Raw genomic sequence first — 22,374 nt, forward strand, 5'->3', positions numbered from 1 at the left:
AGACCCCTCTACACGTGGAGAAAGAATTCCTGTGAACGCGACCAATCGCACCGTGGTCGTCACCGGTATCGGCGCAACCACACCCCTGGGTGGCGACAGCGCATCGACCTGGGAAGGGTTGCTCGCCGGCCGGTCCGGCGTGCGGGCCCTGGAGGGCGAGCGGTGGGCCGACCTGCCCGTCCGGATCGCCGCCCCCAGCGCGGTCGACCCCGGTGAGCGCATCCCCCGTCCGCAGGCCCGCAAGCTGGACCGGTCGGCGCAGTTCGCGCTGATCGCGGCCCGGGAGGCGTGGGCGGACGCGGGGTTCACCGCCAAGGCGGGTGAGGACGCGAGCGTCGATCCGCACCGGCTCGGCGCCGTCGTGGCCTCCGGCATCGGCGGCGTGATCACCCTTCTCGACCAGTACGACGTGCTGAAGGAGAAGGGCGTCCGCAAGGTCTCCCCGCACACCGTGCCGATGCTGATGCCGAACGGCCCGGCGGCCAACGTCGGCCTGGAGGTCGGCGCCCGTGCGGGCGTGCACACCCCGGTCAGCGCCTGTGCCTCGGGCGCGGAGGCCATCGGCTACGCCATCGAGATGATCCGTACCGGGCGCGCCGACGTGGTCGTCGCGGGCGGCACGGAGGCGGCGATCCACCCGCTGCCCATCGCCGCGTTCGGCAACATGATGGCGATGTCGAAGAGCAACGACGACCCGCAGGGCGCCTCCCGCCCGTACGACGCGGACCGCAACGGCTTCGTCCTGGGCGAGGGCGCCGGCGTCGTCGTCCTGGAGTCGGCCGAGCACGCCGCGCGGCGCGGCGCGACGGTCTACTGCGAGGCGGTCGGCCAGGGCATCTCGGCGGACAGCCACCACATCACCCAGCCGGAGCCCTCCGGGAGCGGCATCGCGCACGCGCTGCAGAACCTGATGGACTCCTCCGACATCAAGCCCGCCGAGATCGCGCACATCAACGCGCACGCGACGTCGACGCCGCTGGGCGACGTGGCGGAGATCAAGGCGCTGCGCAAGGTCTTCGGCGACGACGTGGACCACATGGCGCTCTCGGCCACCAAGTCGATGACGGGTCATCTGCTGGGCGGCGCGGGCGGCGTCGAGACGGTGGCGTCGGTGCTGGCGCTGAAGCACCGGATCGCTCCGCCGACGATCAACATCGCCAACCTCGACCCCGAGGCGGACGCGGACGTGGTGCGGGACGAGGCCCGGGCGCTGCCGGAGGGTCCGATCGCCGCGCTGAACAATTCGTTCGGGTTCGGCGGCCACAACGTGGTGCTCGCCTTCCGCACCGTGTGATCCCGCGGTAGCCGTTACGTACGAGGGCCCGCCCGGTCTCCTGGACCGGGCGGGCCCTCGCGCGTGCTGCACAGCGGGTCGGCGTCAGACCACCTGGTGGAGCCAGCGCACGGGGGCGCCCTCGCCCGCGTAGCGGAAGGGCTCCAGCTCGTCGTCCCAGGGCTTGCCGAGCAGCTTGGCGACCTCGGCCTGGAGGTCGGTCTCGCCGCGGGCGGACCGGGCGAGGGCGGCGCGCAGCCGGTCCTCGGGGATCAGGATGTCGCCGTGGATGCCGGTGACGGCGTGGAAGATCCCCAGGTCGGGGGTGGAGCTGTAGCGCTCGCCCTCGGCGGTGGGGCAGGGTTCGGCGGTCACCTCGAAGCGCAGCAGGTGCCAGCCGCGGAGCGCGGAGGCGAGCTTGGAGGCGGTACCCGCCTCGCCCTGCCAGGAGAATTCGGCCCGCCAGGTGCCCGGCGCGGCCGGCTGTCTGATCCAGTCGAGCGTGACGCGTACGCCGAGTACGCCCGCGACGGCCCATTCGACGTGCGGGCACAGCGCGCGTGGCGCGGAGTGCACGTACAGAACTCCACGTGTCGTCACCGGGACCTCCAGTGCGGTTCGAGGTACGCCTTCCCCAGCGGCCTCGCGCCTGTGCCGGTCCCGCCTGGGGCAGCATCGGCCATTCTGCCCCAATGATCACTCCCGCACCAGCCAACGAGGTTACCAACAGTAAACACTATTGGGAGCAATTATCCCGAAAAGGGACAGGATGTGACGTGCTGTGATCCGAACAGTACCGGAGTACGCGCCCGAACGGGGCAGAGCCCAGCGGCCACAGGAAAAACTATCGTGCGGCGACACTGCACGGGTGACGTACCGTCGGTCAAGAAGAGATATCACCCATCGGCCCGAGGGGGAACAGGGATGCCCGACAGCGCCGCCCGAAGTCGCCGCGGTCCCGTACGGGCCGCCGTCGCCGCCCTCACGGCGGCCCTCGTCGTCGCCGGGACCGCCGCGTGCGACGACAAGGAGGCCGGCGGAGCGGGCGGCTCCGCGGCCAAGCCGACGCCCAAGCCCACCCCCACGTCCGCGTGGAACACCCGCCCCGCCTCCCTCGCGTCCCTCGGCGACTCCATCACCCGTGGCTTCAACGCCTGTTCACCGCTGTCCGACTGCCCCGAGGCGTCCTGGGCCACCGGCACCGCCGTCGACAGCCTGGCGCGCCGGCTGCTGCCGTCCCCCGCGGGGAAGAGCTGGAACTACGCCAAGAGCGGCGCCCGAATGGCCGATCTGCCCGGCCAGCTCGCCCAGGCCCTCCCCCGCGAGCCGGAGCTGGTGACGGTGGAGATGGGGGCCAACGACGCCTGCCGCGCGGACGTCGCCGCCATGACCTCCGTGGACCAGTACCGGGCGGACTTCACGGCGGCGCTGAAGAACCTGCGGCGCTCGCTGCCCAAGACGCAGGTGTACGTGGCCAGCGTGCCGGACCTCAAGCGGCTCTGGGCCGAGGGGCGCGCCGACCCGCTCGGCAAGCAGGTCTGGAAGCTGGCCCGGATCTGCCCCTCGATGCTGGGGGACGCGGACGCGGTGGACGCGGCCTCGACCGCGCGGCGCGGACAGGTCGAGCAGCGGGTGGCCGCGTACAACGCCGTGCTCAAGGAGGTATGCGGCAAGGACCCGCTGTGCCGCTACGACGGCGCGGTCAACGACTTCCGCTTCACCGGGGCCGAGTTGAGCCAGTGGGACTGGTTCCACCCCAGCAAGGAGGGGCAGCGGGAGCTGGCGGCGATGGCGTACCGGAAGATCACGGAGCGCGAGCCGGCGGCGTAGGGCGGCACCGCCGGATCGGGACGCTGGTTCACCCGAGCGTCAGCGGCGCGCTCAGGCGGCGGTCCGCGACGCTGCGGCCCGCCTCCACGCGGTACGTACCGGGCACGAGCCGCCAGCCGCCCGCCTCCTCGTCCCAGATCTCGGCGGCCCTGCGCGGCAGTTCGACGACCGCCTCGGCGCCGCACCCCGGTTCCGCCTCGACGGCCGCGAAGCCCGCCAGGACCCGCGCGGGGCGCTCGACGGCGTCGCCGTCCGGTACGGCCAGATAGATCTGCACCACCTCGCGGCCGGGCCGGGCCCCGGTGTTGCGGACGCGGACGGTGACGGTGGCGCCGCTCACCTCGATGGCGTCGTACGACCAGTCGGTGTAGCCGAGGCCGTGCCCGAAGGCGTACGCGGGGCGGGCGCCGGACTTCTCCCAGGCCCGGTAGCCGATGAACACGCCCTCCTCGTACGGGAGTTCGCCACCCGTCGGGGTGACGCGCACGACCGGCGCGTCGGCGAGCCGGGCCGGCCAGGTGGTGGGCAGCCGGCCGCCGGGCTCCGCCGTCCCGAGGATTACGTCCGCGAGCGCGGCCCCCGCCTCCTGGCCGGGGAACCAGCCGAGCAGCACGGCGGCCACGTCCTCGCGCCACGCCATCTCCACCGGGGAACCGGAGTTGACCACCACGATGGTGCGCGGATTGACGGCGGCGACGCGCGCGACCAGCTCGTCCTGGTGGCCGGGGAGGGCCAGGCTGTCGCGGTCGAACCCCTCGCTCTCGACCCGCTCGGTGGTGCCGACCACGACGACCGCCGCCTCCGCCGCGGCGGCCAGCTCCACCGCCTCCTCGATCAACTCCCTTGGATCGCGCCGGGGTTCGCGGTGCATCAGGCAGCAGGCGACGGCGGCGATCGGCGCGTCCGGGGACTTCGGCACGGTGTAGCGGAGGCTGACGTCGACCGGCTCGCCCGCCGTCAGCTCGACGCGCCCGCGCTCCACGGGCGAGCCGAGGACCGCGTCGAAGAGGTCGCCGTGCGCCACGCCCTGGTCGCCGTCGAAGACCCGCTCGCCGCGCACGGTCAGCGCGAAGGCACCCACCCCCTTCGTGCCGAAGGCGTGCGGCCCGCTCTCGCGCGGGGTGAGGGTCCCGACGACCTCGACGCTGTGCAGCGCGTCGAAGGCGACGCCGTCGGGCAGGTCGCCCATCCACTGCACCTGGCCGGTCGGCAGGGACCGCTCCCCCAGGACCCGTCCGGCCGCGTCCCGGCAGACGGCGCGCAGCGCGAACCCCTGGTCGGCGATGGTCAGCTCGTCGCCGGACTCCGCGCCGACGGCGTAGTCGAGCACCCCCTCGGGCAGGGCGGCGCGCAGCCCGTCGAGCGGCGAGACGACGTGGTCGGGGAAGACCTGGGCCGAGCCGCCGCCGAGGACGCGGGCATCGCGCGCGGCGGCCCCGAGCAGGGCGACGCGGCGCACCCCGGCCGGGTCCAGCGGCAGGGCGGGCGCCCCGTCGCATACGGCGTTGCGCACGAGCACGAAGGAGCGGCGGGCGATCTCGCGGGCGAGCGCCACGCCGTCGATCGGGTCGGGCAGGTCCGCCGGGGCCACGGCGGGCGGCGCGCCCTCCAGCGCTCCGACGCGGGCGGCGAGCAGCAGCACGCGCCGCACGGCGTCGTCGACATCGGACTCGGCGGCCTCCCCCGCCCGTACGGCGGCGGCGAGCGCGGACCCGTACACGGTGCGCGGCCCGGGCATCGCCACGTCGAGGCCGCCGGCGAGGGCCCGTACGGTGTTCCGGGCCGCCAGCCAGTCGGAGACGAGGAAGCCGTCGAACCCCCACTCGCCGCGCAGCACCCCCTGCTGGAGGGCGCGGTGCTCGGTCATGGTGGAGCCGTTCACGCTGTTGTAGGCGGACATGACGCCCCAGGGGCGGGCCTTGGCCACGATGGCCTCGAAGGGCGCGAGGTAGAGCTCGCGCAGGGCGCGCGCGGAGACCTTGTTGTCGACGGTGAAGCGCTCGGTCTCGGCGTCGTTGGCCACGAAGTGCTTCACGGTGGTGGCGACGCCGCCGTCCTGCACCCCGGCCACGTACCCGGCGCCGATCGCGCCCGTCAGATACGGGTCCTCGCTGTACGCCTCGAAGTGCCGGCCGCCCAGCGGCGAGCGGTGCAGGTTCACGGTCGGGGCGAGCAGCACGTGCACGCCCTTGCGGCGGGCCTCCTGCGCGAGCAGCCGGCCGGCCGTACGGGCGAGGGCCGGGTCCCAGGCGGCGGCGAGCGCGGTGGGGCTCGGCAGCGCGATGGAGGGGTCGTCGGCGCTCCAGCGGACGCCGCGCACCCCGATCGGGCCGTCCGACATCACCACGGAGGCCAGGCCGATGGCGGGGACCGCGGGCAGCGACCACATGTCCTGCCCGGCGAGCAGCCGCGCCTTGGTGTCGAGGTCGAGGCGGGCGAGCGCGTCCTCCACCACCGCCGCCGTGTCCCGGTTCGCGTCCGCCATGGCCGCGGCCTCCTTCGCCGACCGTCGTCGGCTCTCGTGGGATCTCATCGGCTCTCTTCGGCTCTCATCGACACCAAAAGCCCGATTACGCGAATAATGACACTATGACCCCAGGCCCCGCCTGTAGGGCGGTAGGTGTCGTTATCCGATCGCAATACAGTTCGAAGAACTCGAAGGAGCGGCCCATGGCAGCCAGGGCGCGCGGCGAGGAACGGCGCGCGGAGATCCTCCGCGCCACCCTCGAAGTGATCGCCGAACGCGGCTACCGGGGCGCGACCCTCGGCGCCGTCGCGGAGCGCGTCGGCCTCACCCAGCAGGGGCTGCTGCACCACTTCCCCACCAAGGAAGCGCTGCTGCTCGCCGTGTTGGCGGACCGCGACCGCTGGGACACCGGCGCCGGGCCGAGCGGCGGCGCGGGCGGCTGGCCGCTCGGCCTGCTCGCCTCGCTCGTCGAGTACAACGCGATGCGCCCCGGCGTCGTACAGACCTTCTCCGCGCTGCTCGGCGAGAGCGTCACCGAGGAGCACCCGGCGCGCGAGTTCTTCACCCGGCGCTACGAGCGGGTCCGCGCCGACATGGCCGCCTCCCTGCGCACGGAGTACGGCGAGCGGCTGCCGGGCGGCATGGCCCCGGAGGCGGTGGCACCGCTGCTGGTGGCGGTGCTGGACGGGCTCCAGTACCAGTGGCTGCTGGACCCGGAGGCCGTGGACATGGCGGCGGCGTTCCGCACCTTCGTGACGCTGCTGGGCGAGCCGCCGGCCTGAGGGGCCGCCACCGTCCTCGTGGCGCGGCCGGTCGAGCCGCCGGCCCGAAGGGCAGTCACCGCCTTCGTGGCGCCGCCCGTCGAGCCGCCGGCCCGACGAACCGTCACTCGGTGCTCTCGCGGTGGGAGCGCAGCCCGACCTCGAACACCCCGTCCCAGTCCGTCAACTCCTCCACCAGCGGATGCGCGGACCCCTTGCCCTCCAGCCGCAGCACCACGGCCGCCTGGCCGCCCGCCTCTCCCTCGGCGGAGTCCACCTGTACGTCCGTCACCAGGAAGCCCCGGCTCGTGCACAGCTCCAGCACCCGGCCCAGCAGGCCGCTGCGGGTCCGGTAGGAGAGCCGCAGCTCCACCTGTTCCACGGACGGCATCGACGCCAGCCGCCGCGTCACCTTCGGGAAGCCGCGCACCACGAGGAAGTGCACCAGCGTCGCCGCGAGCCCGAGCAGCGGCAGCCCGCCGCCGCACGCCATGCCCACGGCACAGGTCAGCCAGATCGTGGCGGCCGTCGTCAGGCCGCGCACGGCGTCGCGCCGCACGAAGATCAGGCCGCCGCCGATGAAGCCGATGCCGGAGACGATCTGCGCGGCCACCCGCGAGGGGTCCAGCGCCACGCCGTCGAGCCCGGTCATCGACCCGAAGCCGTGTATCGACACCTCCATGAAGAGGGCGCTGCCCACCCCCACGAGGGTGTGGGTGCGCAGTCCCGCGCTCTTCTGCCGTACCTCCCGCTCCAGTCCGATCAGGGAGGAGAGCAGGAGCGCGATCCCCAGCTCCGCGAACTGCCGGGTGCCCTGTCCGGTGCTCGCGAACAGGGGGGCGGCGAAGGGGTACGGGGCGGAGGCCAAGTGGACGAAGGACATCCCTCTATTGTCGCCCCGCGAGAAACCGGGCCGGAACGCCACACTCCGGACAGGGCGTCAACTCGTGGGGCGGGGGGCGGGGTCGTGAGCGGGGCCGTGGGCGCCGCCGTCCGGGCTGCTGCGGGTATTGCCGTCGGCGCTGCCGCTCGTACGGCCGTCGTCGGGACCGCCGGCGCTCCCGCTCGTACGGCCGTCGGCGCTGTCGTCGTCGGGGCCGCCGGACGCGGCCGGGTCGTCGGTGCCGTCGTCGTCCGCCGTCGCCTCGCCCGTGAGGTCCCGTACGAGCATGGTCGCGCCGGCCACGGCGCCCGGCATCACGAAGACGGCGACCACCGGGATGAGGAAGAGGAGCGTCAGCGGCACGCCGAAGCCCCAGGCGAGCAGCTTGCGGCCGCGCAGCAGCCGCAGCCGGTCCGGGAGCGCCACGCCGCGCCGCTGGAGCGCGACGGCCGTCAGCTCCTCGGTGAGGAAGAACCCGGAGACGCAGAACCCGATGGCCGGGATCAGGGTCTGGCCGATGACCGGCAGGAAGCCGAGGGCGAAGAGCAGCACGCCCCAGCAGGCGGCGCGGGTCAGCACGCGGACGCACTCCACGGTGCCGATCCACAGCTCGCGCCAGAGCGGCAGCCCCGATTCGTGCGCCGTGCCGCCCTCGGCGAGGTCGACCCGCTCGGAGATCACCTCGTAGAACGGCTCACCCACCAGGAGGGCGACGGCGGTGAAGGAGAGGAGGGCGAGGAGCAGCCCGGCGCCGAAGAAGAGCGCGGCGAGCACCCCGCGGAAGAGGCCGAGCCAGGGCTCGGACCAGCCGTCGGCGAACGGGGTCGCCCAGCCGATGACGTCGCCGGCCCAGAAGCCGAGCGCGGCGACCGCGGCCGCGTACCCGACGAGGGTGATCAGCGCGGGCAGCATCCCGAGCCCCCACAGCCGCCGGTGCCCCGCCATCCAGCGCTGCCCCTTGATGAGGTAGCCCGCCCCCGCCACAAGATCTCGCATGGCGGGCAAGCGTAGCCGCCGGCCGGGACGGCGCCGTACGGACGTACGGAGGGGGCCGTACGGACGTACGGCTACGCCTGCGCGGAAGGCCGCACCCCGGCGCGGGGTGCGGCCCTCGGGCGGCCCGGGGTCAGGCGACGGTCAGCGTGACCTCGATGTTGCCGCGGGTGGCGTTGGAGTACGGGCAGACCTGGTGGGCCTTCTCCAGGAGGTCCTTGGCCCGGTCCGCGTCCACGTTCGGGATGGAGCCGACCAGCTCGACCTTGAGGCCGAAGCCGCCCTCGGGGGTCTTGCCGATCCCGACCTTGGCGGTGACGGTCGAGCCGGAGATGTCGGCCTTCTCCTTGCGGGCCACGACGCCCAGCGCGCCCTGGAAGCAGGCGCTGTAACCGGCGGCGAAGAGCTGCTCGGGGTTGGTGCCGGCGCCGCTGCCGCCCATCTCCTTGGGCGGGTTGACGACCACGTCGAGCTGGCCGTCGTCGCTGGACACCCGGCCGTCACGGCCGTTCTCGGCGGTCGCCACGGCGGTGTAGAGGACGTCCACGGACTGAATGCTCATGCTGAGTTCCTCCTGCTGGTTCGCCGCAGGTCGCGCGCCCGCGCCACCACGGCGTCGTAGATACCGATGAGCCTAGTCGTTGAGGCTGACGATCATCTTTCCCGTGTTCTCGCCGCGCAGCATGCCGAGGAACGCCTCCACCGCGTTGTCGATGCCGGTCACCACCGTCTCGCGGTACTTGAGCTGGCCGGAGCGGACCCAGGCGGAGACCTCTTCCACGAATCGCGGCTGGAGCGCCTTGTGGTCCTGGACGAGCATGCCCTGCAGGCGCAGCCGCTTGCCGATGACGAGGCCGAGGTTGCGGGGCGCGGCGGGCGGCTCGGTGGCGTTGTACTGCGAGATCATGCCGCAGATCGTGGCCCGGCCGTGCACGTTGAACGAGCTGATGGCGGCCTCCAGGTGGTCGCCGCCGACGTTGTCGAAGTAGACGTCGATGCCGTCGGGGGCGGCCTCCTTGAGCTGCTGCTTCACGGGGCCGCTCTTGTAGTTGAAGGCGGCGTCGAAGCCGTACTCCTCGGTGAGGAGCCTGACCTTGTCCTCCGAGCCCGCGCTGCCGATGACGCGGGAGGCGCCCTTGAGCTTGGCGAGCTGCCCGACCTGGCTGCCGACCGCGCCGGCCGCGCCGGAGACGAACACGGCGTCGCCCTCCTGGAAGGAGGCGACCTCCAGCAGCCCGGCGTAGGCGGTCAGCCCCGTCATGCCGAGCACGCCGAGGTAGGCGGTGAGCGGGGCGGCGTCGGGGTCGACCTTGGTGACCTTCTCGGCGTCCAGCCGCGCGTACTCCCGCCAGCCCAGTCCGTGCAGGACGTGGTCGCCGACGGCGAACCCGTCCGCCTTGGAGGCGATGACCTCGCCGACCGCGCCGCCTTCCATGGGCTCGTCGAGCTGGAACGGCGGCACGTACGACTTGACGTCGTTCATGCGGCCCCGCATGTACGGGTCCACCGAGATGTGCAGGTTGCGCACCAGGAGCTGGCCGTCGGCGGGCTCGGTCACCGCGCTCTCGCGCAGCGCGAAGTCCTCCGGCTTGGGCCAGCCCTGGGGGCGGGCGACGAGGTGCCATTCGCGACCGGTCGTGGGCAATGACATGTAGCGCAGCCTCCTAATGTTTCAGACCCTGAAAGAACCATGCACCTCGATATTTCAGCATGTCAAGCAAAACGGTATCCTGGTGCCCATGGCCACTCGTACAGACGCATTGACCCTGGAGGTCGTGGACCTCGTAGCCACCGTCGTGGCCCGCTACCACGAGGAGTACGAGGACGCGGCCGCCCAGCACTCCCTCACCGGCGCGCAGGCGCGCGTCCTGGCGCTGCTCGCCCACGAGCCCCTGCCCATGCGGCGGATCGCGATGCGGCTCAAGTGCGAGCCGTCGAACGTCACCGGGATCGTGGACCGCCTGGAGAGCCGCGGCCTCGTCGAGCGGCGCCCGGACCCGGACGACCGCCGCGTGAAGCTGGCCGCCGCCACGGCCGAGGGCCGGCGCACGGCCGGCCACTTGAAATCCTCACTGAACTTCGCCCGCGAGCCGCTGGCCGGCCTCTCGGTCGCGGAGCGCACGGTCCTGCGCGGGCTGCTCCAGCGGATACTGGGCATCGACCCGACCTGAGGGGCCGCGGGCGCGTGAAGCCCGCGAACGCGAGAAGCCCGGGGACGCGAGGAGCCCCGGACGGCGGTCCGTCCGGGGCGTCCGTCGGGCCGGTGGTCGTCAGCGCGCGGCGGCCGTCTGGCGGATGGTCAGCGCGCGGCGGGCGGGGCCAGGCGCTGCTGGTAGTAGAGGGGGCCGAAGAAGGTGCCCCTGGCGCCGGTGAGGTAGAGGGAGCCGTCCTTCGCGGTGGTCAGGTCGCGGACGCCGAATATCTGCGGGTCCACCCCGGCGACCTGCTCCCAGGCGGCGCCGGTCCAGCGGACCAGCTTCTGGTTGCCGGAGAGTCCGGCGTAGAGCTTTCCGCCGTAATGGGCGAAGGTCTTGACCGTGGCCGCCTCCTTGCCGGGGACATCGCGGTGGGTCCAGCTCTTGCCGTCCCAGTGAATGACGTACGCGCCGGTCCGCTTCGGCTCCTGGCCGCGCTCGTCCCGGACGGTTCCGGAGGCCCATACGTCGTTCGGCCCATTACTGATGACGGCGTCGAGGAACGTGCTGACCTTCGGTATCGAAGGCACCGGAATTCGCGTCCACTTGGCGCCGTCGTAGTGCAGGGCGAGCGCCTGATCGCGGTCGTTGGCGACCCCGCCCGCGCTGGTGTTGCCGACGGCCCAGATGTCGTTCTCCGACTTCACCTGAAGGGAGTTCAGATTCCCTTCGAGGCCGTCGAACTTGGTGGTGTTCCACGTCTTGCCGTTCCAGTGGGTCACCGTCGGCACGAAGGAGGTGTCGACCCGCGTGTTGCCGACGCCCCACAGGCTGGTGCGGCTGACGGCCTCGGCGTCGATGATCTCCACGTGCTTCGTGTCGGGGCTGAGGTTGGCGGACCACTTGGCGCCGTCGTAGTGGTGGACCCGCCAGGTGCCGTCGTCGCCGTCCTTGCGGCCGATGGCCCACAGGTCGTCGGGGGACGTGCCGGTCACGGTGTCGGCCACGCCGTCGGCGGGGAGCTTCAGCTCCTTCCAAGCCGCCCCGTCGCGCTGCCACAGCCGCTGGTCGAGGTCGCAGTCGCCGCACTCCCCCTGCCGGGTGGTGACGACGGCGTTGCCCCCGTCGAAGGGGAGTATGGCCGAGGCCGCGTTCTTGACCGGCTGGGGCAGCGTCTCCCAGGCCGGCGCCGCCGCGTTCGCGGGCGACGCGGCGAGGGCCACGCCCGCGGCGGCCGCGGTCAGCAGCGCCGAGGCGGCGCGCCGGCCATGGGAAGTTCCCTTGATCATGTGTCCTCCGTTGTCGTTCGTACAGCACCCCGGATCCACGCCGTGCGTGAATTCATGTGCGCCCGCGCGGCGTCGGCGGATTATCCCCGCATCGGGGGGAACGGGGCCTCGGCCGGGATTGCGGATAATCCGCGCCCGGGTTCGAACCACACCACAGCTTTCCCCCCACATGTCGCGCGGCGACGCCAACGGCGGCCGCGCAAAGCCGAGTCCGAGAACTGTCGGGAACATATCACTCCGCGCTCGGCGGACTTGGGGGAAGAGCGGCGGACTATTTCATTCCGCACCCTCCGGGCCGACGGGCAATCAATAAGCGGAATCCGCACGGCCGCCGCGGACCTTTTCATTCCGCTCCGCCTGGGGCCGCCAATTCCGGTCGCATAAAGGCCGAGGCGGCCTTTCGTTCACCCAGTTCACCCGGAAGACACCGCGCGCCCTTTCCGACGCGGAACGCGCCCGATAGCCGACCGCGACGGTCACGTGACGTCGGCCACACCTCACTCCGCGTCGCCGCGGGGGCCCACCCCGGCACCCCCTCCCGGCCACCCCCGACGTCCCCTCCGTCCCGATCCGGCCTCATGTTTGACACCGCGCCCGCCCGGCCTCCACTATTCATTCCACTAGCCGACTAGCTAATTAGCGAGGTAGGGAGAGCGTGTGACTGACGCGATCGAGGCGCGCGGACTGGGCAAGCGGTACGGCCGCAAGTGGGCCGTACGGGACTGCTCGTTCCGGCTGCCGGCCGGGCGGATCTGCGGACTCGTGGGGCCCAACGGCGCGGGCAAGAGCACGCTCCTCGGCATGGCGACCCGGCTCGTGCAGCCCACGGCCGGGACGCTGCGGCTGTTCGGGACGCCGGTCTCCGAGCCGGCCGTACTCGCCAAGAGCTCCTTCCTCGCCCAGGACAAGCCGCTGTTCACGCGGTTCACCGTGGCGGAGACGCTGCGCATGGGGCAGGAGCTGAACCCCGGCTGGGACCAGGCGCTCGCCGAGCGGATCGTACGGGCGGGAAACCTCTCCCTCGACGCGCGGATCGGCACGCTCTCCGGCGGCCAGCGCACCCGCGTCGCGTTCGCGCTGGCCTTCGGCAAACGCCCCGAACTGCTGCTCCTGGACGAGCCGATGGCCGACCTGGACCCGCTCGCCCGCCATGAGATGGCGGGCCTGCTGATGGCCGAGGCCGCCGAGCAGGGCACGACGGTGGTGATGTCCTCCCACATGCTCAACGAGCTGGAGACCATGTGCGACTACCTCGTGGTCGTCGCCGGGGGCCGCGTCCGGCTGGCCGGCGAGGTCGACGCGCTGCTGCCCGCGCACTCCCTGGTGACCGGCGCGCGGTCCGCCGAGGGCGTGCCGCCGGAGCTGGCCCGGCACACCGTCATCGAATCCCACACCACCGGCCGCCAGTTCACCGCCCTGATCCGCCCCGAGGGCCGGGTCGGCGAGGACTGGCGGCTCAGCACACCGACGATGGAGGAAGTCCTGTTGGGATACCTGCGGACGCCCGACGCCCCGCCCCTGCTGACCCCCAGCGCCCGCGTGGCGGAAGAAGGGCAGAGCGAGGGGCAGCGCGAGGGACTGGGCCGGGGAGAGGGAGCGGCGGCATGAGCGCGACAGCACAGGCAGAGCAGCGGACCGCCCCCGCCGAGCGCCGGCCGCGCGTCCTGCGCGGGCTGCCCTGGCTGGTCTGGCGTCAGCACCGGACCGCCTTCTGGATCGGCATCGCCATGGCCGTCGTCGGCTCCGCGGTGATGATCTATCAGCGCGCGGGGCTGACGGACCTCCTGCACCACGCCGCGCAGCCGGGCAAGGAAGGCGCCGACCAGGCGTTCCGCACCCACTACGACCCGTTCTTCCAGGACGCCTCCGACTTCCTGCAGTCCCTGCCCGCCCTGATCGGCGTCTTCCTCGGCGCCCCGCTGGTCGCCGCGGACCGGGAGCGCGGCACCGCGCGGCTGGTGACGACCCAGTCGACCGGCCGCAACCGCTGGATCGCGACCAAGCTCGGCATGGCGGCGGCGGTCACGCTGGTGTGCACGGTGGCGCTCGCGGCGGCCTTCACCTGGCTGTGGGAGCCCGCGCACCTGCTGCTCTTCGGCGGCGACTGGCTGGGCGCCGGCGTCTTCGACATCACCGGGCCGATGCCCGTGGCCTTCTCGCTGCTCATGCTCGTCACGGGCGTCGCGATCGGCATGCTCCTGCGGCGGGTGGTCACGGCCATGGCGGTGACCCTCGTGGCCGGCTTCGCGGCGCAGGTCGCCTGGGACTACGTACGGCCGATGCTGGCGACCCCCCGCGTCCTCACCTACCCGTACGGCGACGACCACGGCATCGACCAGCTCCCCCAGGGCGCGGTGCAGGTCGACAACTGGATCTCCACCGCCGACGGCAAGCTCTACGGCTTCGGCACGTGCGTCAACGACGCCCACCCGGACGCCTGCCGGGCCAAGCTCGGAATCGTGAACAACTACGTAGAATACTTCGGCTACGACCAGATGCGCGGTATGCAGTGGTTGGGCGCTGGAATCCTGCTGGCGCTGGCGGCGGCCATCACCGTCTTCGTCCTGTGGTGGGTCCGACGCAGGCCGATGTGAGCACGCCGAGACGTACACCAGGACGTACGGCGGGGAAATCCGGCGCAGGGGAAGAGACGGAGAGGGGGCGCTAGTGGTCGAGTTCCGCATCGACCGGCACAGCGGCATGGCCGCCTACCTCCAGATCGTCCAGCAGGTCCAAGAGGCGCTGCGCCTGGGCATCCTGATGGAGGGCGACCAACTGCCCACCGCGGCCAGGGTCGCCCGCGACACCAAGCTGAACCCGAACACGACGCTCAAGGCCTACCGCGAGCTGGAGCACCAGGGGCTCGTGGAGCCCCGCCCCGGCGTCGGCACGTTCGTGAGCCGGGCGGCGGCCGAGCAGGCGAAGGCGAGGCCCCTGGCCGACTCGCCGCTCCGCGGCGAACTCGACGACTGGATGCGTCGGGCGCGCGTCGCGGGGCTGGAATGGGGCGACGTCTCCGCCCTGATCACGGCGGCACGCGCCGAGCACTACCCCTGACCGAAGCGGTCAGCCGACGCCCCAAAGGGGCGCGGGGAACTGCGCGACCAGCCACGACGCGCCCGCGGAGCACCACCCCTGACCGACGCCGTCAGCCGACGCCCCAAAGGGGCGCGGGGAACTGCGCGACCAGCCACGACGCGCCCGCGGGCGACGCACCGGACCATGGCACCCGCCGAGCACCACCCCTGACCGACGCGGTCAGCCAGCGCCCCAAAGGGGCGCGGGGAACTGCGCGACCAGCCACAACGCACCCGCAGACGACGCACCGGCGCGGAGCACCCAGCGAACGTACCGGCGCGGAGCGCCTAGCGGCGAATGAGCTTGTTCGCCGAGCGGGCCGCGAAGAACAGCAGCCCAGCCGTCAGCGCCGCCGCCATCCAGACCGCGTCGAGCACGCCCCGCCCGTCCAGGCCGCGGGAGAGCGCGGCGTTGAGTACGAGCGTCAGCCCGCCGACCGAGACCAGGGGCCCGGCCGCGTACCAGGCCATGAACAGGAAGGGCCCGGCGCCGCCGGTCGGCAGGCCGCCGCCGACGAACATCAGGTCCGTGCGGGCCGGGCCGCGGCAGGCGGCGAAGACGGCGGCGGCCGCGAACGGCAGCGCGCACACCGGCATCAGCAGCAGCGGCCACCACTCGCCCGCGACCGCGTACGGCACGGCCGCGAGCAGCCCCAGAAGGGCGCCGAGTACGGCGGGCACGATCGCGTGCTGGAGCATCAGCGTCCGGAAGCGGAACGGGGACCAGGACGCGCGCCGTACGTCGTCCGTCTCCAGCCGCGCGGTCTCGGCGAGCGCGCCGACCGCGAAGTAGCCGAAGAGCAGGCCCAGGACGAGCCCGATGACCCGCTTCTCGCCGCCGAGCTCCACGCCCAGGCCGGACGTCACGGCGGCGCACCCCGTCCAGGTCAGGGCCCGGCCCAGCCGGCCGGGGGTGCGTGCCAGGGCCAGCAGGTCGCGCCAGAGCACGACCAGGTACTTGTTGCGGGGCGCCCGCGCGCTGACGCGCCAGGTGGGCTCGGCGCCGCCCGCCTCCAGCACGGCGAGCTTGGCGGCGCGCAGTTCCAGGGACCACATGCCGGCGGAGACGGCGGAAGAGGTCGCCGCCCGGCCGCGCAATTGCGCGGTGGGCACGTGCGCGGCCTGCTGGTGCCCGTAGCGCAGGGCGATGGCGGCGGCGGCCGCGAGCAGCACGACGGCGGCGGGCCAGCCCGGCGCGGACCCGCCGGTGGCGGCGATCAAGGGCTGCGCGGCCCAGCCCCAGGGGCCGGACCACAGCTCGATCCACTCCAGGGCCGCGAGCCGGTGGCCGCCGCTCGCGAGGCCGATCTGTACGGCCAGGAGCGCGAGCAGCAGCACGGCGGGGGCCGTCAGCCGGCGGACCCGGCGGGCCAGCGGGGGGCGGCCCTCGACGACCATGCCGAGGGTGACGGCGAGCAGCGGCAGGCAGAGCGCGGCGGGGAGGGCGGCGAGCAGCGCGCCGCCGAAGGACGCCAGGTCGATGACGCGCAGCACGACGGCCGCCGCGAGGGCCGCCAGGACGCCGGGGAGCAGGGCGAGCGCGGCGGAGAACCGGAACCGGGGCTTCAGTACGGCGGCGCGGCGCACCGGGTGGGCCAGCACCCAGCCGACGTTCGGGCCGGGCACGACGACCGGCCCGCGCCACAGCGCGTCACGGGCGGCCAGCAGGGCGAGGCCGACGCTCACGCCGACGAAGACGGCGGGCAGGGTGTGCCGCACATCGTCGCCGACGCCGCTGTAGTCGGCGCTGACCTGGAGCTCCTTGAGGAAGCGGATGACGTAGCCGCTGCCGTAGCCGAGGACGGCGAGGATGACGCAGTAGATGAGGACGGCCGTGTCGCGGCGGCGCTGACGCTGGTGCGCGCGGCGCTTGTCCCGCAGCCAGCGCAGCGTCTCGTCGGTGCGGTCGTCGTGCTCCTCGCTCCAGACGTCGTCCTCTTCCTCCGCCGCCGCCTCGGCCGCCTCGCTCAGGTCCCCCTCCCGCACGCTCATGACCGCACACCGAGCTTCTTCAGGACCGCGGCCGGGGTGCCCTTGGCGATGACCGCGCCGTCCTCCAGCGCGATCATGCGGTCCGCGACCGCCTCGGCCAGGTCCGCCTGGTGGGTGGCGAGGAGCACGGCCACGCCGTCCTCCTTCTCCCCGATCAGCAGCTCGGCGAGGCGCTGCCGGGCGTCAGGGTCGAGCCGCTGCTCCGGCTCGTCGAGTACGAGCAGGTCCCGGGGGCGTACGAGGGCCGCGGCCAGCAGCAGCGACTGCATCTGCCCGGAGGACAGCGAGCCGGGCAGCGCCTTGGCGTGGTCGGCGAGGCGCCGGTCGGCGAGCACCTCGTCGATCCAGCCGTCGGCGTCCTCGACGGCGTGCGCCACGGTGACCAGTTCCAGGTGCTCGCGGACGGTGAGGTCCGGGTAGCAGGCGACCGTGTCGCCGACCACCGCGACCCTGGCCCGTACGACCGGGTCGTCCTCCGAGACCGTACGGCCCGCGAACAGCGCGCTGCCGCTCGTCGGGGTGTCCCGGCCGCTGGCGATGCGCAGCAGCGTGGACTTCCCGGAGCCGTTGTGCCCGAACAGCGCTGTGCACGTGCCCGCCGCCAGGCTCAGGTCGATCGGGTGCAGCGCCTTCCGGTCGCCGTACGACCGGCTGACCTTGCGCAACTGCAGCAGCGCCGGGTCGGTCTTCGCGGCCATCGGCCCTCCGTATGCGCGGGGAATTCTCACCAGACCCTAAGTGATGGCCGAATCGGCCCCCGGCGGCGGGCTCGGCCGGGTACGTGACGCGGCCTTCGGACCGGCGGCCGGGGGCGGTGGCCGAGGGGGGAGACAGCTTGTCGGCCGGGGACGGCGGGTCGGCGGCCGGAGGCGCGCGGCGGGCGGGCTCAGCGCCCGGGGGCCGGGAGTTCGCCGCGCAGCCGCCTGGCCCGCAGCACCAGTTCGAGTTCGAAGCGGCGGTCGGGGTCGTCGACCTCGTCGCCCCACAGCTCCCTGATCTGGCGGAGCCGGTAGCGGACGGTCTGGGGGTGGACGCCGAGGCGGGCGGCGATCTCGGGGGCGCCGCCGCGCGTCTCCAGCCAGGCCAGCAGGGTCTCGGCGAGGCGGCGGCCCTGGGTGGGGCCGCAGTGCAGCAGCGGAGCGAGGCGGCGGCGGGCGAGGTCCTCGATGAGTTCGGCGGGCGGCAGGAGGACCAGCGCCTCGGTGTGCTCGGTGCAGTGCAGCACCGCTCCGGAGGGGAGCTGGCCCAGCTCCATCAGGCGTACGGCCGCGCCGGCCCAGCGCAGCGACTTCGCCGCCTCGGCCAGCGGCACGGGCGGGCCCATCGCCCCGGACCAGCCCGCGGTGGCGCGGCGCAGCAGGTCGGGGCGGCCGGCGGCGTCCGGGTCGGGGACGATCATGCGGGGCTGCTCGCACTCCATGTCGAGCAGGACGCCGTGGCCGACGGCGGGCGCGACGGCCTCGCGGGCGGGGCGCAGCAGCACGCCGACGGCGACGTACGCCGGGAGCGGCCAGCCGAGCCGGGCGGCGTGCTCGGCCAGCGCGTCGGCGAAGTCCCCGCGGTGGTGCGTGGCGAGCAGCAGGTCGAGGAGGCGGCGCTGGAGGCGCAGCCGTTCGCCGGTCTGCCGGGCGACGGCCTCGGCGTAGCCGCGCATGGTCTCGGCGACGAGGCCGTCGAGGTAGTCGAAGCCGGATTCGGCGAGTTCGTACATGGCGGGGGCGGGGATGCCGGCCTGGCCGCCGATCTCGGCGAGGCGGCGCCAGGCGAGCTTCACGCCGAGCCGGTAGATGGCCTGGAGCGAGTCGAGGCTGCGGCCGTGGGCCATCTGGCCGCGGCCGAACTCCTGGAAGACGGGCGGGTGCGCGGGCGGCCGGTCCGGCCCGGTGGTGAGCTGCCGGACGAACTGCTCGATGGCGTGGCGGATGCCGACGAGCGCCATGGGTTCGCCGGACTCGTCGGGCACGAGCGTGAGCTGGGGGAATTCGCGGCGGATCTGGCGGAGGATGTCGTCGGCGAGTTCGGGCACCTCGGCGAGGGCGAGCGCGGAGAACCGCCGGACCTGTGCGCGGGGCACGTCCTGCCAGGCGGAGCGCGGCGCGGCCACGGTCACCGGCCCCCCGGCGAGGCGCTGGAGGACGGCGGCGGGCGCAGCGGGCTCGATGGGCTCGATGAGGGTGCCGCGCTCGACGGGGGTCGCGCGCCGGAGGACGGCGACTGTGACGGTCTCGACGGCGCGGGTGGCGACACCGTCACCTCCGGGAACGTCACGAGCGGATCGTTCGGCTGGTCCGGGGTGATGCCGAGCAGCGCGACGATGCCGAAGGCCGCGCCCACGGCGAGGGCGGCGGCGCCGGCGGCGGTCACAGCGGCGGCGAGCAGTCTGGACATGGCGCGTCGAGCCCCTTTCCGATGGCTGCGCCCCGACCCGGCCCCCGCTAACTGCGAACGGGTGAAGGATCGTTGGAGCATTGACACTCCGTCAAGGGCCGCCTACGGTTCCCGGCCCGTACGAGATGTGCGCGCCCGGATCGCCCCGCCCTCCCCCGAGGAGTGCCCTCATGCGTCGCTCGACCCCGCCGGTTCCGCTGATCCTGCTCGGCGCCGGCGTCTTCCTGCTGGTGCTCGCGCCGATGCTCACCTGGTACGTGGAGCCGCGCGCGAAACGCACGACCGTCGACGTGAACGTCACCACGGTCTTCGCCGGTGAGGGCCGCTATTACGACGCCGGGGCGGCCGCCGTCCGGAGCGGCCGGACGATCACCATCACCCGGCGGGTGCTCGGCGACGTGGCGGCGTCGGACCGCAGCGGCCGGGCGGTCTGGGACGTGTCCACGACGATCGACACCCCGGCGACGCTGAAGCTGAAGGACCCGCGCCGGTCGTTCAAGTGGACCACCGAGCGCTGGGTCACCGACCGCCGGACCAACGCGCCCGTGCACTGCTGCGGCGAGTCCCCCGGCCCGTTCGAGGGCGACGCGTACCTGAAGTTCCCCTTCGACGTGGGGAAGCGGACGTACCGCTGGTGGGACAACACCTTGGGGGCGACCGTGCCGCTCCGCTTCGCGGGCGTGGAGCGGGTGCGGGGCTATCAGGGCTACCGCTTTTCGGGGGCCGTGAAGGCGACCCGGACCGGCAGCCGGCAGGTGCCGGGCGCGATCGTGGGGCAGCCGCGGCGCGGTCAGGTGCAGGCCGAGGAGTGGTACGCCAACGACCGGATCGACCTGGTCGTCGATCGGCGTACGGGCCGGGTGCTGAACGCCTCGCTGTCGCCGCGGGTGACGCTGCGCGCGCCCGGCGGGCGGCGGGACGCGGTGACGCTGCTGGCCGGGGACGGGGTCGCGTTCACCCCGGGCACCCAGCGCGAACAGGTCGATTCCGCGCGGCGCGAGAACCGCAAGCTGCGGCTGCTCGGCGAGACGGCGCCGCTCGCCGCGGTGGTCATCGGCGGGTTCGCGACGGCGGGGGGTGTGCTGCTGCTGGTGCGCCGGACCACGCGGGTCGACTGAGGGTCGGCTGAGGGTCGACTGACGGAGCATGAAGTGACGAACCGTCAGCTCCAGGAAGGGCGGAAATTGTCACCTCGGTGAGTAGCCGCGCCGAACGCCTCGGCGAACACTGACACCTCACCCCGCGCACCGCCCGGCACCGTTCCCCCACAAGGCTCCGCACCCCACGACGAGTTGGAGTGGCGATGCCCCAGCACGTACGGCCGTCCCCGGCCCCCGCCGCGGGCCCTCCCCCGGCGCTCCCCGGCCCGGCTCCGAGACCCCCCACCATGACGCCGAGCCCCGCCCCCGTACCGCACCCGCCCCGCCGGATCGTCTTCCTCGCCCGCCGCGACCTCGGCAACCCCGCCGCCGGCGGCTCCGAGATCCTCGTCGACCGCCTCGCCACCGGCCTGACCGCCCTGGGCCACCAGGTCACCCTGGTGTGCGGCGGCCCCGTCGCCCGCCACGACTACCGCGCCGTCTCCGCGGGCGGCGACGCCGCCCACTTCCTGCGCGCGCCCCACGCGCTCAGCCGCCGGGCCGGCCCCTGCGACCTCCTCGTCGAGGTCTGCAACGGCATGCCCTACCTCGCGCCCCTGTGGCACCCCGGCCCCACCCTGTGCCTGGTCAACCACGTCCACACCGACCTGTGGCGGCTGCGCTACCCGCCGCCCGCCGGCCGGCTCGGCGCCCGCCTCGAACGCTGGGCGCTGGCCTCCGCCCACCGCCGCGGCCTCGTCGTCGCCGTGTCCGGCTCCACCGCCGCCGCGCTGCTGCGCCTGGGCGTCGCCCAGGACCGTATCCGCGTCGTGCACAACGGCGTCGAACGGCCCCCGGCGCTGCTCCCCGAGGCCCCCGAGCCGCTCTTCGTCGCCATGGGCCGGCTCGTCGAGTACAAGCGCGTCGATCTGCTGCTGCGGCTCTGGGAGCGGGTGCGGCCCGTCACCGGCGGCCGGCTCGTCATCGTCGGCGACGGCCCCGAACGGCCCCGGCTCCAGGCGCTCGCGGGCCCCGGCGTGACCTTCGCCGGGCGGGTCGACGAGGCCGGGAAGCACCGGCTGCTGTGCGCCGCGTGGCTGCTGCTGCACCCCTCCCTCGTCGAGGGCTGGGGCCTGGTCGTCACCGAGGCCGCCGTGCGGGAGACGCCCACGCTCGGCTTCGACGTCCCCGGCCTGCGCGACTCCGTCGACCACGGCCGTACGGGCCTCCTCGCTTCCGGCGACTCCGCCTTCGCGGCCGCCTGGTGCGCGCTCGCCCTCAGCCGGGAGCGGCGCGCGGCGCTGGGCCGCGCCGCGCGGCTGCGCGCCGAACGCTTCCCCTGGAGCGGTACGGTCCGGGGCTTCGGGGCCGTCGCGGCGGAGGCGTGCCGGATGGCCGCGCCGGCCCCGTACGGGCGGTGAGCGCGGTGGTGCGGGACCCCTCCGTCGCCCGGTCCGTCGCCCTCTTCCGCGCCTTCCGGCACGAGCAGACCGAGCCCGAGCGGTGCTACGCGCTCCTGGCGTGCGACGCCGCCCGGCAGATCGAGCGGTACGAGCCGCTGCGCGGGCGGCTGGTGGTGGACGTCGGGGGCGGCAGCGGGTGCTTCACCGCCGAGTTCCGGCGCCGCGGCGCCCGCTGCTACCTCTTCGAACCGGACGTACGGGAGCTGACGGCGCACGGCCCGCCGCCCGCCGGCGCGGTGCTCGCCGACGGCTGCCTGCTGCCGCTCGCCGACGGCGCGGCCGACGTCTGCTTCTCCTCCAACGTCCTGGAGCACGTGGCGGACCCGCGCACGTTCCTCAGCGAGATGGTCCGCGTGACCCGGCCCGGGGGGCTTCTCTACGTCGCGTTCACCAACTGGCTCTCCCCCTGGGGCGGTCACGAGACGAGCCCCTGGCACTACCTCGGCGCGGACCGCGCCCGTGCCCGCTACCGGCGGCGCACCGGCCGCCCCGCCAAGCACACCGTGGGCGAGAACCTGTTCCCCCTCCATATCGGCCCCACCCTCCGCCAGGTGCGCGCCCTGCCCGGCGTCACCGTGGTCACGGCCCGCTCCCGCTACGCGCCGTTCCTCGCGGAGGCGGTCGTCCGGGTGCCGGGGGTGCGGGAGTTCGCCACCTGGAATCTGCTGCTGATACTGAGGCGGTCTCCTTATGACGGTTCGCGGTCCGCTGCCCCTGCGACGACGCCGGCCGCGGCGGGGTGAT

The 22,374-nt window shown here is 73.7% G+C and carries 21 protein-coding genes; 10 read left to right on the top strand and 11 right to left on the bottom strand.

Going from position 1 to position 22,374, the window contains the following annotated elements; all coding sequences use genetic code 11:
- Positions 1–31: 31 nt before the first annotated feature.
- Positions 32–1,294: a beta-ketoacyl-ACP synthase II gene (gene fabF, locus IF55_RS06095; RefSeq protein WP_030876440.1), complete on the top strand. Its 1,263-nt coding sequence runs from the start codon at positions 32–34 to the stop codon at positions 1,292–1,294.
- Positions 1,295–1,378: 84 nt separating this feature from the next.
- Here fabF and IF55_RS06100 read toward each other — a convergent pair whose 3' ends face one another.
- Complete coding sequence (locus tag IF55_RS06100) at positions 1,379–1,873, bottom strand: DUF3145 domain-containing protein (RefSeq protein ID WP_030876442.1); 495 nt, start codon at positions 1,871–1,873, stop codon at positions 1,379–1,381.
- Positions 1,874–2,197: 324 nt separating this feature from the next.
- On the opposite strand from IF55_RS06100, the gene IF55_RS06105 reads away from it, so the two are divergent.
- Complete coding sequence (locus IF55_RS06105) at positions 2,198–3,103, top strand: SGNH/GDSL hydrolase family protein (RefSeq protein WP_030876444.1); 906 nt, start codon at positions 2,198–2,200, stop codon at positions 3,101–3,103.
- A 28-nt stretch (positions 3,104–3,131) separates the two neighbouring features.
- Here IF55_RS06105 and IF55_RS06110 read toward each other — a convergent pair whose 3' ends face one another.
- Entirely contained in the window at positions 3,132–5,588 is a 2,457-nt protein-coding gene (locus tag IF55_RS06110) for a beta-glucosidase family protein (protein WP_030876447.1), read from the bottom strand.
- Positions 5,589–5,773: 185 nt separating this feature from the next.
- On the opposite strand from IF55_RS06110, the gene IF55_RS06115 reads away from it, so the two are divergent.
- Positions 5,774–6,352, top strand: a complete 579-nt coding sequence (locus tag IF55_RS06115; protein WP_030876451.1) for a TetR/AcrR family transcriptional regulator — start codon at positions 5,774–5,776, stop codon at positions 6,350–6,352.
- A gap of 103 nt (positions 6,353–6,455) precedes the next feature.
- On the opposite strand, the gene IF55_RS06120 is transcribed toward IF55_RS06115, so the two are convergent.
- The 4 genes from IF55_RS06120 to IF55_RS06135 all read right to left on the bottom strand — a co-directional run bounded on the left by IF55_RS06120 (position 6,456) and on the right by IF55_RS06135 (position 9,858).
- Positions 6,456–7,214, bottom strand: a complete 759-nt coding sequence (locus IF55_RS06120; RefSeq protein ID WP_048831592.1) for an MgtC/SapB family protein — start codon at positions 7,212–7,214, stop codon at positions 6,456–6,458.
- Between the two features lie 57 nt (positions 7,215–7,271).
- The gene (locus tag IF55_RS06125) at positions 7,272–8,210 is read right to left on the bottom strand and encodes an EI24 domain-containing protein (RefSeq protein WP_048831593.1); all 939 of its coding nucleotides are present in this window, start codon (positions 8,208–8,210) and stop codon (positions 7,272–7,274) included.
- Positions 8,211–8,340: 130 nt separating this feature from the next.
- Complete coding sequence (locus tag IF55_RS06130; RefSeq protein ID WP_030876460.1) at positions 8,341–8,769, bottom strand: organic hydroperoxide resistance protein; 429 nt, start codon at positions 8,767–8,769, stop codon at positions 8,341–8,343.
- A 72-nt stretch (positions 8,770–8,841) separates the two neighbouring features.
- A complete protein-coding gene (locus IF55_RS06135) occupies positions 8,842–9,858 on the bottom strand; it encodes an NADP-dependent oxidoreductase (RefSeq protein ID WP_030876462.1) in 1,017 nt (338 codons plus the stop codon).
- Positions 9,859–9,946: 88 nt separating this feature from the next.
- On the opposite strand from IF55_RS06135, the gene IF55_RS06140 reads away from it, so the two are divergent.
- Entirely contained in the window at positions 9,947–10,378 is a 432-nt protein-coding gene (locus tag IF55_RS06140) for a MarR family winged helix-turn-helix transcriptional regulator (RefSeq protein WP_030876465.1), read from the top strand.
- Positions 10,379–10,506: 128 nt separating this feature from the next.
- Here IF55_RS06140 and IF55_RS06145 read toward each other — a convergent pair whose 3' ends face one another.
- Positions 10,507–11,631, bottom strand: a complete 1,125-nt coding sequence (locus tag IF55_RS06145; RefSeq protein ID WP_030876468.1) for a hypothetical protein — start codon at positions 11,629–11,631, stop codon at positions 10,507–10,509.
- Positions 11,632–12,288: 657 nt separating this feature from the next.
- On the opposite strand from IF55_RS06145, the gene IF55_RS06150 reads away from it, so the two are divergent.
- The 3 genes from IF55_RS06150 to IF55_RS06160 all read left to right on the top strand — a co-directional run bounded on the left by IF55_RS06150 (position 12,289) and on the right by IF55_RS06160 (position 14,688).
- Positions 12,289–13,239, top strand: a complete 951-nt coding sequence (locus IF55_RS06150; RefSeq protein ID WP_048831594.1) for an ABC transporter ATP-binding protein — start codon at positions 12,289–12,291, stop codon at positions 13,237–13,239.
- The gene (locus tag IF55_RS06155) at positions 13,236–14,225 is read left to right on the top strand and encodes an ABC-2 transporter permease (RefSeq protein ID WP_030876471.1); all 990 of its coding nucleotides are present in this window, start codon (positions 13,236–13,238) and stop codon (positions 14,223–14,225) included. Before IF55_RS06150 ends, IF55_RS06155 begins: the two co-directional genes overlap by 4 nt.
- Positions 14,226–14,331: 106 nt before the next feature.
- Positions 14,332–14,688, top strand: a complete 357-nt coding sequence (locus tag IF55_RS06160) for a GntR family transcriptional regulator (protein ID WP_048831742.1) — start codon at positions 14,332–14,334, stop codon at positions 14,686–14,688.
- 308 nt (positions 14,689–14,996) lie between these two features.
- Here the strand turns inward: IF55_RS06160 and IF55_RS06165 are convergent, their stop codons facing one another.
- The 4 genes from IF55_RS06165 to IF55_RS06180 form a co-directional block, all read right to left on the bottom strand.
- Positions 14,997–16,700 carry a hypothetical protein gene (locus tag IF55_RS06165; protein WP_157854268.1) on the bottom strand — a complete coding sequence of 568 codons (1,704 nt, stop codon included), beginning with the start codon at positions 16,698–16,700 and terminating at the stop codon, positions 14,997–14,999.
- Positions 16,697–17,398 (bottom strand): ABC transporter ATP-binding protein, encoded by a 702-nt coding sequence (locus IF55_RS06170; protein ID WP_030876477.1) that lies wholly within the window; start codon positions 17,396–17,398, stop codon positions 16,697–16,699. The genes IF55_RS06165 and IF55_RS06170 overlap by 4 nt, the downstream gene beginning before the upstream one ends.
- 188 nt (positions 17,399–17,586) lie before the next feature.
- Positions 17,587–18,804, bottom strand: a complete 1,218-nt coding sequence (locus IF55_RS06175; protein ID WP_030876478.1) for a PucR-like N-terminal domain-containing protein — start codon at positions 18,802–18,804, stop codon at positions 17,587–17,589.
- Positions 18,805–18,806: 2 nt separating this feature from the next.
- Complete coding sequence (locus IF55_RS06180) at positions 18,807–19,088, bottom strand: hypothetical protein (RefSeq protein ID WP_037962823.1); 282 nt, start codon at positions 19,086–19,088, stop codon at positions 18,807–18,809.
- Positions 19,089–19,258: 170 nt separating this feature from the next.
- Between IF55_RS06180 and pgfA the strand changes: the two genes are divergently transcribed.
- From pgfA to IF55_RS06195, 3 genes are all read left to right on the top strand, one after another.
- Positions 19,259–20,206 carry a cell envelope lipid trafficking protein PgfA gene (gene pgfA / locus IF55_RS06185; RefSeq protein ID WP_037962828.1) on the top strand — a complete coding sequence of 316 codons (948 nt, stop codon included), beginning with the start codon at positions 19,259–19,261 and terminating at the stop codon, positions 20,204–20,206.
- A 185-nt stretch (positions 20,207–20,391) separates the two neighbouring features.
- The gene (locus tag IF55_RS06190; protein ID WP_030876484.1) at positions 20,392–21,588 is read left to right on the top strand and encodes a glycosyltransferase family 4 protein; all 1,197 of its coding nucleotides are present in this window, start codon (positions 20,392–20,394) and stop codon (positions 21,586–21,588) included.
- 8 nt (positions 21,589–21,596) lie between these two features.
- Entirely contained in the window at positions 21,597–22,373 is a 777-nt protein-coding gene (locus IF55_RS06195; RefSeq protein ID WP_037962949.1) for a class I SAM-dependent methyltransferase, read from the top strand.
- Position 22,374: the final 1 nt, after the last annotated feature.

Source organism: Streptomyces varsoviensis, assembly GCF_000718635.1.
GTDB lineage: Bacteria > Actinomycetota > Actinomycetes > Streptomycetales > Streptomycetaceae > Streptomyces > Streptomyces varsoviensis.